This window comes from Bradyrhizobium iriomotense (assembly GCF_018129405.1).
Classification (GTDB): domain Bacteria; phylum Pseudomonadota; class Alphaproteobacteria; order Rhizobiales; family Xanthobacteraceae; genus Bradyrhizobium; species Bradyrhizobium iriomotense_B.
Genome location: NZ_JAFCLP010000017.1, coordinates 139,986 through 154,417, shown reverse-complemented (window position 1 = coordinate 154,417; position 14,432 = coordinate 139,986). Strand labels below are relative to the sequence as shown.

The following is a 14,432-nucleotide window of genomic DNA, read 5'->3' as shown; positions in this document are numbered from 1 at the left end:
GCAGCGCAGATCCTTCGAAATTCTTTCCAATACGACCGATGTCTATGTCGCAGCGCAAAATTGAATTGGCTTGACGCGCTGCTCTCCTCGCTCTCCGATCCTCACGCGGCAACTTGCGCTTCCGACGTCCGTACCCCCTGAGACTACACTCCTGCCGGCCAGAGCGCCGCGAAATTCGGTCGCAGACCGGGATCACACGGAGGCGGAATCGACGGCCGAAGCCCGGCCGTTTTCCACTTTGAATAAACATGATCATGCAGTTCGCGCAGAGACTGCGCCAAAAGCAGCGTCGCGGGTCGGACTGCGGCGCCTGCACGCATATAACGAAGGATATATAGGGCTATCGTAAATTCCCATCTAACATTATTCAAAGCTTCAGCAAAATGGGAGGGATGGAGTTCGCGAACACAGGCTTTCGGAGTAACGAAAATTCACTAGCCCAAAAGTGTGCAAGCGGGGCGAAGCGGCCCACTCAAAAGGCTTGGCCGCCTATCGCGAGACTACATTGAGTTGGTTTCTGTTGTATCAGTGCGTTGGTTGGAGGATAAAAAAATGAGGAGGCGTCAAATCTACGGAATGGCACTTCTCGGAAAGAACGTTTTGATCCGTGAAGGTATTGCCAGAATATTGCATACGGCAAATTTTCGCATTGCCATATCTGCTTCGAGCCCTGAGGAGCTGCCAAGCTCCCTTCAAGCTGAGAAACTGATGTTTCTCATCATCCACACCGGCGATGATTTCGGCATCGAGATAGCGCAGATTGGATATTTGAAGGATCGCTATCCCGACGCGCCCATTGCAATCGTGTCCGACAATTATCGGCCGGTCGAGCTTGCCTCCGCATTTCGCGCAGGAGCTAACGGCTACTTCGTCAACGTCAATTCGTGCGACGCTTTCATCAAGTCGGTCGAACTCGTGACGATGGGCGAGACCGTCTTCCCGCCTGCATTGCTGTGGTTTGCTCTCGATGGCAATCGTGAACGCGAGCGCGAAACGACGCAATGCAGCCAAAATGAACACGTGATCCTCGTTGCTCCAGAGGACGCGATCTCGCCGCAGCTCTCTCCGCGCGAACGGGCAATCCTGTCTTGCCTCATTGAAGGCGATTCCAACAAGGGCATTGCTCGAAAGATCGATATCGCCGAAGCCACTGTGAAGGTTCACGTCAAAGCGATCTTGCGGAAGATACGAGTTCAGAACCGGACTCAGGCGGCTATCTGGGGAATGAACCATGAATCGCATGTGCGAACGTCAAACAACCACGCACCGATAGCGGCGGATGCGGATGCGGGTGTCGTGACGCCTCTCGAGATGATCTCTGAGACGGATCACCTCGATCGGACGGCTTCCTTGGGCCGCCAGTCTGGTCACGCCGCAGCAACGCCTATCGACGGTGGACTCCACAAGAGCATCGAACGAGCGACCGGCGCGGCAGTACGGTTGTACAAGTAGTCCAAGGGAGCGGATACGACCGCAATCGTCGGAATGCTCCCATCGCGGGCGCAAACTGCGACGTTTTTCGTCGATTTCACGACAGCGGCAGGACACCTCTCCTGCCGCCTTCGCGCGAACAGCACGCGGACAGCGTCGACGTTCTCCCAGTGGTGACGTCGAGCACCGGCGTTGCGAGAACTCACTCCCTACTTAACGCTCCCGCAGCGCCTCCTGCCTATATTTCGCCAGTGGCGAGAGAAGGTAGCTGATGATCCTGCGCGCGCCGGTCTTGATCTCCACCGTCACCGCCATGCCTGGGCCGAGTTTGACGAGCTTATCCTCCACCTGCATGTGCGTGCGGTCGAGCGAAATGCGCGCCGCATATTCCAGCTCCTGGCCTTTGGGCTCGCTGCTGCCTTGCACGGTCCCCGACGCGCGTTCGTTCGATCCACCCTGCCTGTCGCGCGTGATGGCATCCGTGGACACGCTGAGCACATCTCCGGACAGCAGCCCATAACGCGTGAAGTTGAATGTATCGATCTTGATCTCCGCCTTTTGTCCGGGATGCACGAATCCAATATCGCGGTTGGAGAGCATGGCCTCGATCTCAAGCTGGCTCTCGGTCGGGACCACGATGGCCAGGGCTTGCGCCGGCGTCACAACGCCTCCCACCGTGTGAACGGCGAGCTGTTGTACGGTGCCGTCGACCGGCGCGGTCAGATGCTGAAGCTTCGTGCGCCGCTCCGCCTTGACCACTTCCTGCGCAGCGCTTGCTGCCTTCTGCTCGGCTTTCGCAAGTGCGTCATAGGTGGTACGAAGATACTCCGCGGCGGTCCTCTCTTTCGTTTCCTTCAGCAAGGCGATCGCGGCGTCGGCTTCGCGGAGCCGACTCTGCTGGAGGACCAGATCCTGTTGAAGGCCGACCAATTCCTGATACTCGGAGAGATAGACAACCTTCGAGGCCAGGGCCTTGTCGACCAGATTCTTGCGAATATCGACCCGCTCCTGGAGCACCGGTATCGTCGCCTGGAGCTTCGCCACGCTCGCCGAGGTGGTCCCCCGTTCAGCTTCCTTCTGACCTTGCTGGCGCTCGATTTCCGCGAGCTTGGCGCTCTGTTCGGCGCGCTGGCTGATGAGAAATTGGCGGTGCATGTCGATCTCCGCAGCACTTGCACCCTGCGGCGATCGGAAGGCGGCGAGCGGGTCGTCGGTGAGCGCCGCGCGCAGCCGCGCGACGTCGAGTTCGGCGGCAACGAGATCGCTTCTCTGGCGCTCCTGATCGGCTTCCGTCATCGTTGGATCAAGCTCAATCAGAACGTCGCCGGCCTTGACGCTCTGTCCGTCACGTACGTGGATTGCGCGGACAACGCCCGTCTCGAATGGCTGGATCAGCTTGGTACGGCCACCAGGCACGATCTTGCCTGTCGCGGTAGCGACGATATCGACGCTGCCGAGCGATGCCCACAACAGCGCGACACAGAACACCGCGATGATGCTCGCCCCGATCGCGCGACCAATCGGAGACGGCGGCGATTCGGTGATCTCGAGCGCCGCCGGCAGAAATGCAATCTCATGCTCCCGCCGTCGAACCTCGGCTCGCGGAAACGGAACGATATTTCGGCTAGCGGACGTCATGGATACCGGCCTGCAGGTAGTGGAGATTTGCATAGCGTCCGTTCGAGCGGATCAGCTCATCGTGGCTGCCATCCTCGACGATACGGCCGTGCTCGAGCGTGATGATCCGGTTCGCATTGCGCACGGTCGAGAGCCGATGAGCGATGACGAACACGGTCCGGCCGGCGGCAATCCGTTTCATGTTCTGCTGGATGGCCCGCTCGCTTTCGTAGTCAAGCGCACTGGTCGCCTCGTCGAGGATAAGAATGCGCGGGTTGGTGATGAGTGCGCGAGCGATCGCAACACGCTGACGCTGCCCGCCGGATAAGGTGCTGCCGCGTTCGCCGACGACGGTGTCGTAGCCCTCCGGCAGCTCCAGGATGAAGTCGTGAGCGCCGGCGAGCGAGGCCGCCTCGATGACCCGATCCATGGGCATGGACGGGTCGGCGAGCGCGATGTTCTCGCGAATCGAGCGATTGAAGAGCACGTTCTCCTGCAAAACCACACCGATCTGGCGCCGGAGCCAGGTCAGGTCGACCGTCGCGAGATCAACGCCATCGACCAGGACGCGTCCGCTCTCCGGCACGTAGAAGCGCTGGATCAGCTTGCCGATGGTGCTCTTGCCCGAGCCCGAAGAGCCGACGATACCGATGACCTGTCCGGGCTCGACGCTGAAGGACACATCGTGCAGCACCTCGGGGCCGTCGGCGCGGTAGCGGAAGGTCGCGTGCTCGAACACGACCTTGCCGCGGATCGGCGGCAGCCCGGCGCGGGCTGAACTGAAGCTTGGCTCCGGAATGGTGTTGAGAATGTCGCCGAGGCGATCGACCGACAGCCGCGCCTGGTGGAAATCCTGCCAGATCTGCGCGAGCCGAAGCACCGGCATGCTCACCCGTGCCGCCAGCATGTTGAACGCGACCAGTTCGCCGACGGTCAGGTCGCCGCCGATCACGAACCTGGCGCCGAAGTAGAGCGTGGCGGCCGTGACCAGCTTGTTGATCATCTGGACCGCTTGGCTCGCCGTATTGTTCAAGCTGAGAACGCGGAAACTCGCCCCGACATAGCCGGCAAGTTGCTCTTCCCAACGGCGTTGCATCTGCGGCTCGACCGCCATCGCCTTCAGTGTCTCAACGCCCGTGACGCTCTCGACCAGGAAGGCCTGATTTTCCGAGCCGCGGTTGAACTTCTCATCGAGGCGCCGGCGAAACAACGGCGCGGCGCCTGCGGAGATCCCGATGTAGAACGGGAATGAAGCCAGGACGATCAGCGTCAGCGGTGTCGAGTAGTAGAACATCACCGCAAGGAAGACGACGGTGAACAGGAGATCGACGACAAGCGTGAGCGCCGAGCTCGTCAGGAACTGACGGATGTTCTCGAGCTCGCGAACGCGGGCAACGGAGTCGCCGACGCGGCGTGTCTGAAAATAGGCGATCGGCAGCGCCATCAGGTGACGAAACAGCCGTGCGCCGAGCTCAACATCGATACGGTTCGTCGTGTGCGCGAACAGATAGACGCGCAACGTGCCGAGGACGGTCTCGAACAAGGTCAACGCGACGAGGCCCGCGACCAGCACATCGAGCGTGCTGATGCTTCGATGAACCAGGACCTTGTCGATGACGACCTGGAAGAACAGCGGGGCTACAAGCGCAAAGACCTGAAGGAAGAACGAGGCGATCAGCACTTCGCCGAGAAGGCCGCGATACTTGTGAACCGCGCCGAGGAACCAGCCGATATCGAATCGTCTGGAGAGATCCGTCAGGGCCGCACGTCGGGTCATCAGGATGATATCGCCGTCCCAGATCGCCTCGAGTTCGGCCTGCGTCATCGCTTCGGGCCGGGAAGACAATGGACGCTGAACGAGGAGCGTGTCGTCGACGACCTTGCCCAGGATCAGGAAGCCGCCGTCGCGTAGCGCTGCGATCGCCGGCAACGGCGTGACGGCGAGCCTGTTCCAGTTCGACCGCTGTGCCCGGGCCTTGAGGCCGAACTCCCTGGTGCAGCGCAAGATTTCGGTCACACCGACACGCGATGTGCCCATGCGATGGCGAATTTGCTCCGGGTCGGCCGCGATGCCGTGGCAACGCAGCAATATCGCCATCGCGATCAAGCCCGATTCATCACCGTCCACAGGCTCGGGGCCTGGCCCCCGGACCGGCATATCGCGACGATAGACACGCGCAAGCGCGTCACCGGCACGGTTAGCCAGATCGCGTCCGTGCGCGATCAGACTGGCAAATGCATGATGCGCCCGATCGGCGAGGCCTTGAGATCCGGACAGAAGCAGACGGCCGTCCCAGATCTCTTCGAATTCCGCACGCGGCATCAACTTCGGATGTGTCGAAGTCGGATGCAACACCAGCGCGGCATCTTCCTCGACCTTCCCGAGCAGCAGGAATCCGCCATCACGCAGCCCTGCGATTCCGGGGAGGCCAATGCCTGCGAGCTGTTTCCAATGTGTCGTGCGCGAAGCGACCTTCAGTCCGAAATCGCGGGCGCAGCGAAGCATCGCATGGATGCCGATTGCGCTGTCTCCGCAACGGTCGCGGAGCTGGTCGGGCTCGGCGTTCACGCCATGAAGGCGCAGGAACAGAGACAGGGATCGAAGTCCCAGATCTGCGGCATGGGCATTTCCATTCTGGATCGCCATTTATTACTCAACCCTTCGCGGCTACCGGCCGCGTATGATGTTCCTTCTCATGCATTCCAAAACATTGAGGGTGCCGCCCCCAGGCGCAGAGCCCGGGTGCGGCTCGGCCTTAGTGCTGCGGTCTGGCCAGCAACGTGTCGTGCCCCCAACCGGTCGCCTGCGACACAGCCGCCACGATCTGACCGGGATCCACCCGGCCGGTGTGAGCGGCCAGATACTGGTTCAGCAGCGCAAAGCTCTGGCTTGCCAGCGACGCCATCGTGGTCCCGGTGGCAGACGGATGATCTGCCGCCATGACCGGATGGGCAGCGGTCGTTGCCAGGCTGCTGGCGGCCGGATCAAGATGCTGCTGGAGCAACTCAAAGGCCCTGCTTGCAAGGAATCCCGCGTTTGCAGCCGCCGACTGATGATCCGTAGGCTCGATCGTCTGCGAGGTCGTCGGAGTCACAGCCGTCGTGGCGGCAGCAGGCTGTTGATCCGTCACAGCGTGGTCGTCGTGCGACGACGTCGTTGTGGTCGAGACTGTCGCAGGGCGAGGATCCGTCACGCTGATGATCTGTGGCGCAGCCGTCGCGACCGCACCGGTTGATGGATCCGTCGCGCTCGCCGTCAGCGTAAGTTCCGCAACCGGATGGCCGCCGCCCCTGTAGGTCGAGGTCAGTGTCAGCCCGCTGTTGACCTGCGCGGCCGTCAACGTGATGTCCTTTCCGTGGAACGTCTGACCATCGAGATTGTCAGTGATCGATTCATATTTTGGCAGCCCCGTGATGTGCACGGTCACGCGGTCGTTTGAATCGGTCGTCGACACCTTCGTTCCGAGATCGACGGTACCGCCACGGCCGGCGACCCAGAGCGAGTTATCCGCGACGGTGAGGACCGGCTTCGTCACGGAGGGGGTCGTGGGCGTCGTTGAGGACGGCGACGTCACGGGCGACGTAGGCGTCGTAGTGGACGACGTCGTTGACGTGGGGGCCGGCGCGGATCCCGTGGTTATCTGCAGATTTCTGTAATCGACTGCCATCGTTTGACTGGATGCCGAGCGATAGACGCCCTCCTTCCAATAAGTCCCGAGGTCGTTCCCGATTGGACCGTGATAATCGACGATCTGAACGCCGTTGCGCCAGACTTCGAGAAATCCGCTGCTGTCATTCGCGAATTTCACCTGTACTTGCATCGAATAGTATTGCCCGCGCACAAGCGGGTTCGGGTCGGTGTAAAGGTACACCGGATTGCTGGTCCCGATGTCGATCGCCATGTGGTCCCCGTTCACCAGCTCGACGGCGAACGGTGGCGAACCAGTGAGGCTGTCTTCATGCATCTGGCCGATGACGGTCCATTCTCCGGGACCATTCGCATCGTCCACAGGTCCAGGCTCGACCATGAAGTCATAAGACAGGTTGATCTGGGTGCCCGCCGCATAGACAGTGTTCCCGGCAATTTCACTACGCTGCGAACCGTTCCAATAATCACCCGACTGCAACTGAAACCGCAGCGTATTGGTATCGGGTTCGCTCAGGCTATAGCTCTGGTTGGCGTTCTGGACCGTATAATTGCTGCCATCGATCGTGACTGTGCCGTCGTTGGTCGATGTGAAGGACGTGATCGTCATAGTTGTCGAATCTCCGTAGATATACTGACTCGTCGTGTGCTACGTCGTCCCTGCCAGACGACAGGCATCGAGGAGCCCATTGGCCCGGTTCGGTCCGAATGGTTCAACTCAGCCAGCATCACTCCGTGAACGCAGACACCTGCGCCACATAGTTCGTGATGTCGTTATGCTAGTGGGATGCTGAACGCCGTGCCGACGACGTTTTCCTCAAAGGCTTGAGGGGTGCCCCTTAGGTGCGGAAAGTGCCATTCCATAGTCCTTCTTGAAGTTGAAACAGGCATTCCTACTGCCGCGCGGCAAGACGCCGCGCGACATACCGCATGCACGCAGCTTTCGACTACGCGCGGATTTTCAAAGCAGTTGGAATTTTTGGAACGCTGGCCCCCCGACTGCTGGGTCGGTTGGTTAATAATCAAAAATGGCGAAAAAACTTTCAAAATGTGATTTATACATATGTATGTAGCGCCCAAACGCTAGCGTATTCGCCCATGTACGCTTGATTTGTCGATCAAGACGCCGCCCGGTCCTTGGGATCTCATCCGTAATTACCTCCGCAAACTGCGTGCGCTTTGGCCAGCCTCATCGACGAGCTTCGGCAACACTCGCGGCGCTGAGGTTACGAGGAGTTCGCGAGTGGGATGAAGTGCGAACGGCAGGTAATCACTCGCAAATGGCCAGGTCCGGTCGTGACTCTAATAGGAACGCGAGCGGGCCGCGCTTGCTGTCATCCCGACGCGGTCGCCGGCATTCATCAGCGAGGTACCGACATCGTTGCTGCCGTGATCTTCAAGCCTCTGAAACGCACTGCAATGGTTTCCGGAGCTGACGAGCGATAGATGCCCTGCTTCCAATACGTTTCAGCACCGGTTCCGATTGACCCATGATGGTCAACGATTTGAACGCCGTCCCGCCAGACCCGGAGAGCTCCATTGCGATTGTTGTCGAACTTCACCTGAACCTTCATGGAATAATAGCGACCGCGCTGAATTGGGGCCGGGTCGACGTAAAGGTACACGGGAATGCCGGTCCCAATGTCGATCGCCATGTGATCGCCGCTCACCATTTCAACGGCGAATGGAGGAGACTTGTTTACATTGTATTCGTGCATTTGGCCGACAACCAGAAAATGCCCGGGGCCGCTCGCAGAATTCCTCGGCCCGGGTTCAACCATGAAGTCGTAAACGATGTCGATCTGCGTACCGGGCGGGTACAGTTTCTGTCCAGCAATTTCAGTGCGTTCAACGCCCACCGGGTCGGCCCAGTCGGAGGAAACCCAACGGTCTCCCGAGCGCACCTCGAACCGGAGTGTGTCGGCATCAAAGGAGTTTAGGCTCCAGCTCCGGTCCGCGCTTTGGGTCATGTAGACGTTGTTGTCGATACTTGTCGTAGAACCGTTGGCCGGAAACGGCCGCACGATCTCGGCTGAATGATCGCTCGTCTCGTTGACCATATTTACTGCGCTGTTCGCGGCCGTCGTGGCTATCGGCGCCAATGGATACGAGATTCCAAGGTGCAGAACGAGGAAACCGCAGAAGGCGAGTGGCGCGACGCTCTGCAACATCACCTCCACGAGAAGACATTACCCTTTGCGCAAGCAGTCGACCGACGGTGAGCGATGATGGCGCTCTCGTACACCGCGGAGGTCTGTCGAGCGATCCGGTCCCAGCTCAATTCAGTGCTTCCATAGGCGCTTGCTCCCGCAGTTAGGCTCTTACGTAACTCGTCGCTCACGATCAGCCGCGACATCGCCTCTGCCAATGCTTCTGCATTGTTCGGGGGGACCAACAAACCATTGTACCCATCGCAAATCACGTCTGGCAGACCGCCGACACTTGTCGAGATAACAGGTCGTCCGAATCCGAAGGCCATCGCGGCAACGCCGCTCTGCGTGGCATCAGTGTACGGGAGCACGATCGCGCTCGATCGCGCGAACAGACCTGGGATCTCGTCTGCATCAAACCGCCGGTCCACCAACTCAACCCATGGCATTTCACCGATTTGCGCTCGATGGCGTTCGAGATCCGAGCCGGTGCCGGCGACAATCAAGCGAGGCCACAATCCTCCTTCGACCAGCAACGCTCCCGCCTTGAGAAAAAACTCGAGGCCCTTATAGGATTCGATGCGCCCGAAAAAGAGGAACGTCGACGGCTCCGAGAGCGCTTCTGGAACGCTGCTGCCAAGAACGCCGTGCGGCACCGAAGCAAGACGCGGACCGACGCGAGGCTCTCTTTCTCCCCACTCGTTCCGCAACCTGTCTCCGTGAACAATCAGACGATCCGCATGATCGCGCAATCGTCCGCGGCATGGAATCGCTGCTGCGGCCCTTCGATCGAGAAGTCCGCTGTGCGGTAAGGGATCGTGTGCCGTGAGCACCAGGGGTATCGAATACCGAAGGACGTCATTCGCCCAGGTCGGAATGCATTTATATATCTCCTGAACATGGATCACATCCGGACGGAAGCTTCGCAACGTCCACACGAGCCTAACCAGTTCAATTGGTGCATTGAGCCGCCGCTGACGCGGAAACCAGCGAACCAGCCCGCGTTCAATGATTGCGTCGCGCAGAGCGCTTGAAAGCTCGTATCGAGCATTGGTGGCATCCAGAATGAGCATGACGTCGTGATGCCGGCTCAGCGCCATCGCGAGGCGCGACGAATATTCAGCGTAATGCAATGATACGAGTGCAACTCTCATCTTCCGATCCTGACCAATCCGCGAAATGGCCCGAAGAGGGCGAAAATGTAGTCTCGGTCCTGATCGGTAATCAGCAGGCGCCATGCCGTGCCCGCAAAAAGCACCAGGAACACGGCTGCTTCAAGTACCGTGAACGCCAGGGTCCGGGTATCAACCGCGCGCAACAGGAGCCAAACGAAGCCTGCCGTCGTGACTGCCAGTACAGTCGTAGTCGCCACGGACGCTCCGACAATCCGAATTTTAAACATCCTGAGCACGACGGCGCAGCGAACCAGATTTATCATCGACATGGTCACGAAGCTTGCCAGCGCAGCGCCTAGCTGTCCAAGCGGCGGGACCAGCACCGAGCACAAAACGACCGAAAGCAGAAATCCGCAGCCCAGAAGCACCGTCTCCCGAGCGTGCCATCCAGTCATGGAAAGCGCGAATCCGCTATATCCAAATATGGTCTGTAAGAAGATTCTTGCGCTGACGAGGGCAACCACGCGAGTATCGACTTCGAAGGTGGGTCCAAGCACCAGATCGATGCGATCGCCCCAGAACAGGATAGCGGCGAATATAGGCGCCGAAAGCAGCGTCATTCGACGAATATTTTCAGCAAGAAGATATTCCATCGCGGCGAGGTCATTGTTCCGATAGCGCAGCGCAACGCGAGGGCCCAGAGTTTGCCCCAACGCCTCTCCAACGAGACCGATCAACTGCGCAATCGTCAGGATGGCTGCATATTGGCCGACATCCCTCGCGCTTCCGAAATAACCGAGAAAAAGGCAGTCGGCGCTCCGGATCCAAACGACGAAAATGAGCGAAGCGCCCAGGCACGGGGCGTATCGAAGAACCGATCGGATTTCTATCCAGTCCAGTCGATCATCGGTGTCCCTAGCGCTCATGTCCTTGTGGGCAAGAAAGGCCAACACTGCCCAGGAGATGATGTACGAGGCGGACATCGCAACCACGACCGCCCACAACCGATATCCAAGAACAAACAGCAGTCCCATAATTATCAATCGGACGGTGGGCTGCACCACGAAGTTTGCCAGCATGAAAGGCGCGGGGTTCAACACACCCCGATAGGCCCCGCCCAACACCGCGATGTCCGTTGCGAAAGGAAGCGCTATTAGCGTTACGAGAAGGACACTTGCGAAGTCCGGATAGCGATAGATCGACTCCTCGACATAGCTGCTGAAACCAGTCGCCGCGAGTAAAGGCGGGATAACTGCAATGCCGAAGGCGATGAGCCGGAAGACTCTCAGCTGACCCAGTCGCGCGGCAAGATGTTCCGATGCTGATCCCAAATGGCGTTGCATAGCGAGATCGAGGCCGAGGGGACTGACAATGCTGCAGCTTTCCAACACGCTGCGAGCAACGTTTATCATGCCGTATTGGGTCGCTCCGATCACCCGAGCGATCACGATACCCGCGGCGAAGCCCACGACTTTCGCGTACATCATGGCGGCTGCGTTGAGGGGGGCTCCCTTCATAGAGGGCATCCTTTGCCGCTCGGCGGGAGTCCGTAACTGGGAGAGCCCATAAATTCCCGCCGGGGCAAGGTGCTGCGAAGGCCGAGCGGCGAGCAGTCTGCACGACGCCTATCCGGCGTCGCCAGTCGACAGGGTCGACGGTCAGGCGAAATCCGGCTTGCACCGTGTTCTCTCGGATCATGGCCGATCGCGCACACCAAAGAAAAACGTCTCCCGGTCATCAGAATTGCGATCTGAAGATAGGTTGGCGCGCTGTCCAATCGCAAGGGAAGTCCGGGGTCGATATGGGTAACCCGAAAGGGTAACACCGCTTGCCGTCCGCTTGGTATCGATCGCAAGTTCATTATGGCAGTATCTGTTACGGCCGTGGAGCTAACCAAAGCCGCGTACACGAGCTCAGCTGCATGGCGGTCTTGTGGAGGCGAAATGAGGCAACTCGTAAAAGACGGAATCCTGTACGGCATTCATTGGACAGGGCTCATGCCGGTATTCCGCCGACTATTCGCCGGACGGGCGGTCATAGTGATGTTCCATGAAATACAGCGGGATTTCCGCCAAGAGCTAATGACCGGCACGTCGGTTGATCTCTTCCAGCATTCGCTTGAATGGCTCCAACGTCAGGGATGGCACATCGTCAGCCTTGATCAGTGTTTGCAGGCGTTGGCGCGAAACGAGCCGAACTCGTCGAGATACGCAGTCGTAACGTTTGACGACGGATATCGAGACGTCCGTTCTGTGGCGCTTCCGCTCCTGGAGCGGAACAAGACACCATTCACGGTCTACGTCCCCACGGGCGCTCCAACTCGCGCCATGAAGACATGGTGGCTCGGGCTGCGAGAACTCTTTCGCCGAGAGAACCACGTCGCGATCGATCCGATGGAGGCCGCGTTTGATTGTCCGGACTTTCTCAGCAAGAGAGCCGGGTTGAAGACAGCAACCCAGTGGGTTCACGAGGACTACCGCCGCGCCTCACTGCTCGAACGCACCTTCCATAAATACAGGATCTCACTCTCGGCGCTGAACGACGCATATTTTCTGGACGAGCAGGAGCTGCAAGACCTTGCACGCCATCCTCTGGCGTCAATCGGCGCGCACACCGCGTCGCACGCGGCGCTCGCAACGCTCGACTCCTCCTCCGCGCGAGCCGAACTGGAAGACAATCGCAAATACCTGGAGACCCTCATCGAACTGCCTGTTCGTCACCTGGCCTATCCCTATGGTGGCGCCCGCGCATGCGGGCCTCGCGAATATCACCTTGCCGAGCTAGCCGGCTTTTCAACAGCCGTGACGACGCGGAAAGGCCACCTCGGTGACGGGAGTCTCAATCGTTTTGCGCTACCTCGCATAGGTGTCGGCTGCCACTTGGAGGCACGAATGTCGTTTGAGGCCAACGTGAACGGCGTCCACGAGGCTGGCGCCCGCCTTGGTGCAGCGAGGCTATAGTCTCGTGGCAGCATTGCCAGGCGCCGCACGGAGATTCCCTGCAGACCGCGAGATCAAATGCCCTCGACTGCAGCACCCGCGGTGTCAACTTCCTTTGGACGAGGAGACCTGAACGGTGCCGGCGTGTGTCGATGTTGAGGCGCTCGGATTGCAGGACGCTCTTGCTCGCCCTTTCAGCTCCAGAAAGTGTCAAGCGATGCGCATTATGTTCGTGCTGAACGTCGCTCAGCCCGGAGGCGCGGAAAACCATACGTTCCAATTGGCTAATACCCTGGCGTCGCAAGGTGACCTCTGCACAATCGTAAGTCTCAAACAAGAGCCCGGGAAGCCGCTCACATCGAACGTGGTATCCGTTGCGGCTTGCGATGGTAATAGGCTCTACAACATCGACACGATGAGAAAGGTGTCGCGGCTAATTCGCGCACAGAGGCCCGATATAGTTGTAGCAGTGAACCAGCGGCCGCTACTGTTCGGAGTTATCTCGCGGCGATTGGCACCATCAGGGGCCAAACTCGTTTCGATATTCCACTCGTCCTATCTTTTCAGTCTCAAAGATCGCGTTCTGAACGCGCTCTATAGGCCGCTTTTCGCTCGGGCGGATGCCCTGATTTACGTTTCGCAGACTCAACGGAGGCTTTGGGAAGAGCGCGGCTACCGCTCCGATCATGCGACGGTTATTCACAACGGCATAGACCTATCGCGGTTTTCGCCATGCTCGGTGCAGCAATGGAGAAATCCGACCCGGGCGGCTATGGGCTTCGGACCGCTCGACTACGTGATCGGCATGTGCGCAAGGTTTCGTCCAGAAAAGAATCATCGTCAGCTGGTTGACGCCATACGTCTCCTTCGCGGTCGCGGAGTTCCAGCGAAGGCGCTTTTCGTGGGATCCGGTGCCACGCGACCCAACGTTGAAGAATATACGAGGTCCTGTGGGCTGTCGGAGCACGTTGTCTTCGTCGGGATGCAGGAGGATGTGCGGCCGTATGTCAGCGCCTTCGACGTTGGAGTCCTCTGCAGTCTCGGGGAGACCTTGCCTCTGGCGCCTTTGGAGATGATGGCGCTCGGCATCCCTGTCGTCATCAGCGATGTGGGCGGAGCTGCCGAGATTGTGCGTCACGGGGAGACAGGGTTCCTGTTTCCTGTCGGGGATACCGAAGACTTTGTGAATTCACTCAAGACGTTGTTCGATCCCGCGAAACGGCAGGCGTTTGGGATTGCAGCGACGAGGTTTGTTGGCACGAACTTCGCAGCCGATCGTATGGTCGAAGGCTACAAGGAGGTCTTCCAGGCGCTTTTGGGCCGCCAGTAATCATACACGGATCAATTTGACAGGCTTCGGAACGGGAGATTTCGTCCAGGCTGGACCGCTCCACGAAGACTGCTTCCGGAGGTAGCGACAGGATCTCTTCGTCCGTCTTTCTCGCAGATCTCCCGGCGCCATGCCCTCGAGCTGCCAGCCCGTGTCGGCGACGGCGCGCCGTCTATAAGCTGAAACCACAAGCACGACCGAGTT

At 59.3% G+C, this 14,432-nt stretch carries 9 protein-coding genes; 3 read left to right on the top strand and 6 right to left on the bottom strand.

Annotation, left to right across the window (positions count from 1 at the left end; genetic code table 11):
• Positions 1-552: 552 nt before the first annotated feature.
• Positions 553-1,452, top strand: a complete 900-nt coding sequence (locus JQ592_RS28470) for a LuxR C-terminal-related transcriptional regulator (protein WP_211406090.1) — start codon at positions 553-555, stop codon at positions 1,450-1,452.
• Positions 1,453-1,644: 192 nt separating this feature from the next.
• Here JQ592_RS28470 and JQ592_RS28465 read toward each other — a convergent pair whose 3' ends face one another.
• The 6 genes from JQ592_RS28465 to JQ592_RS28440 form a co-directional block, all read right to left on the bottom strand.
• A complete protein-coding gene (locus tag JQ592_RS28465) occupies positions 1,645-3,069 on the bottom strand; it encodes an HlyD family type I secretion periplasmic adaptor subunit (RefSeq protein ID WP_211406089.1) in 1,425 nt (474 codons plus the stop codon).
• Positions 3,056-5,695 carry a type I secretion system permease/ATPase gene (locus JQ592_RS28460; RefSeq protein ID WP_211406088.1) on the bottom strand — a complete coding sequence of 880 codons (2,640 nt, stop codon included), beginning with the start codon at positions 5,693-5,695 and terminating at the stop codon, positions 3,056-3,058. Before JQ592_RS28460 ends, JQ592_RS28465 begins: the two co-directional genes overlap by 14 nt.
• Positions 5,696-5,804: 109 nt before the next feature.
• Positions 5,805-7,304: a heparin lyase I family protein gene (locus JQ592_RS28455; RefSeq protein WP_211406087.1), complete on the bottom strand. Its 1,500-nt coding sequence runs from the start codon at positions 7,302-7,304 to the stop codon at positions 5,805-5,807.
• A gap of 751 nt (positions 7,305-8,055) precedes the next feature.
• Positions 8,056-8,865: a heparin lyase I family protein gene (locus tag JQ592_RS28450; protein ID WP_211406086.1), complete on the bottom strand. Its 810-nt coding sequence runs from the start codon at positions 8,863-8,865 to the stop codon at positions 8,056-8,058.
• Positions 8,865-9,998: a glycosyltransferase family 4 protein gene (locus tag JQ592_RS28445; RefSeq protein WP_211406085.1), complete on the bottom strand. Its 1,134-nt coding sequence runs from the start codon at positions 9,996-9,998 to the stop codon at positions 8,865-8,867. The genes JQ592_RS28450 and JQ592_RS28445 overlap by 1 nt, the downstream gene beginning before the upstream one ends.
• On the bottom strand, positions 9,995-11,476 hold the full coding sequence (locus JQ592_RS28440; protein WP_211406084.1) for an oligosaccharide flippase family protein: 1,482 nt from the start codon (positions 11,474-11,476) through the stop codon (positions 9,995-9,997). The genes JQ592_RS28445 and JQ592_RS28440 overlap by 4 nt, the downstream gene beginning before the upstream one ends.
• Before the next feature lie 426 nt (positions 11,477-11,902).
• On the opposite strand from JQ592_RS28440, the gene JQ592_RS28435 reads away from it, so the two are divergent.
• Together JQ592_RS28435 and JQ592_RS28430 are read left to right on the top strand one after the other, a co-directional pair.
• A complete protein-coding gene (locus JQ592_RS28435) occupies positions 11,903-12,919 on the top strand; it encodes a polysaccharide deacetylase family protein (RefSeq protein WP_211406083.1) in 1,017 nt (338 codons plus the stop codon).
• Between the two features lie 205 nt (positions 12,920-13,124).
• Complete coding sequence (locus tag JQ592_RS28430) at positions 13,125-14,228, top strand: glycosyltransferase (RefSeq protein WP_211406082.1); 1,104 nt, start codon at positions 13,125-13,127, stop codon at positions 14,226-14,228.
• Positions 14,229-14,432: the final 204 nt, after the last annotated feature.

What these genes read in the sequence shown, in the direction of transcription:
- JQ592_RS28470 (WP_211406090.1), top strand. Translation starts at nt 553, where the DNA reads ATGAGGAGGCGTCAAATCTACGGAATGGCACTTCTCGGAAAGAACGTT.
- JQ592_RS28465 (WP_211406089.1), bottom strand. Translation starts at nt 3,069, where the DNA reads ATGACGTCCGCTAGCCGAAATATCGTTCCGTTTCCGCGAGCCGAGGTT.
- JQ592_RS28460 (WP_211406088.1), bottom strand. Translation starts at nt 5,695, where the DNA reads ATGGCGATCCAGAATGGAAATGCCCATGCCGCAGATCTGGGACTTCGA.
- JQ592_RS28455 (WP_211406087.1), bottom strand. Translation starts at nt 7,304, where the DNA reads ATGACGATCACGTCCTTCACATCGACCAACGACGGCACAGTCACGATC.
- JQ592_RS28450 (WP_211406086.1), bottom strand. Translation starts at nt 8,865, where the DNA reads ATGTTGCAGAGCGTCGCGCCACTCGCCTTCTGCGGTTTCCTCGTTCTG.
- JQ592_RS28445 (WP_211406085.1), bottom strand. Translation starts at nt 9,998, where the DNA reads ATGAGAGTTGCACTCGTATCATTGCATTACGCTGAATATTCGTCGCGC.
- JQ592_RS28440 (WP_211406084.1), bottom strand. Translation starts at nt 11,476, where the DNA reads ATGAAGGGAGCCCCCCTCAACGCAGCCGCCATGATGTACGCGAAAGTC.
- JQ592_RS28435 (WP_211406083.1), top strand. Translation starts at nt 11,903, where the DNA reads ATGAGGCAACTCGTAAAAGACGGAATCCTGTACGGCATTCATTGGACA.
- JQ592_RS28430 (WP_211406082.1), top strand. Translation starts at nt 13,125, where the DNA reads ATGTTCGTGCTGAACGTCGCTCAGCCCGGAGGCGCGGAAAACCATACG.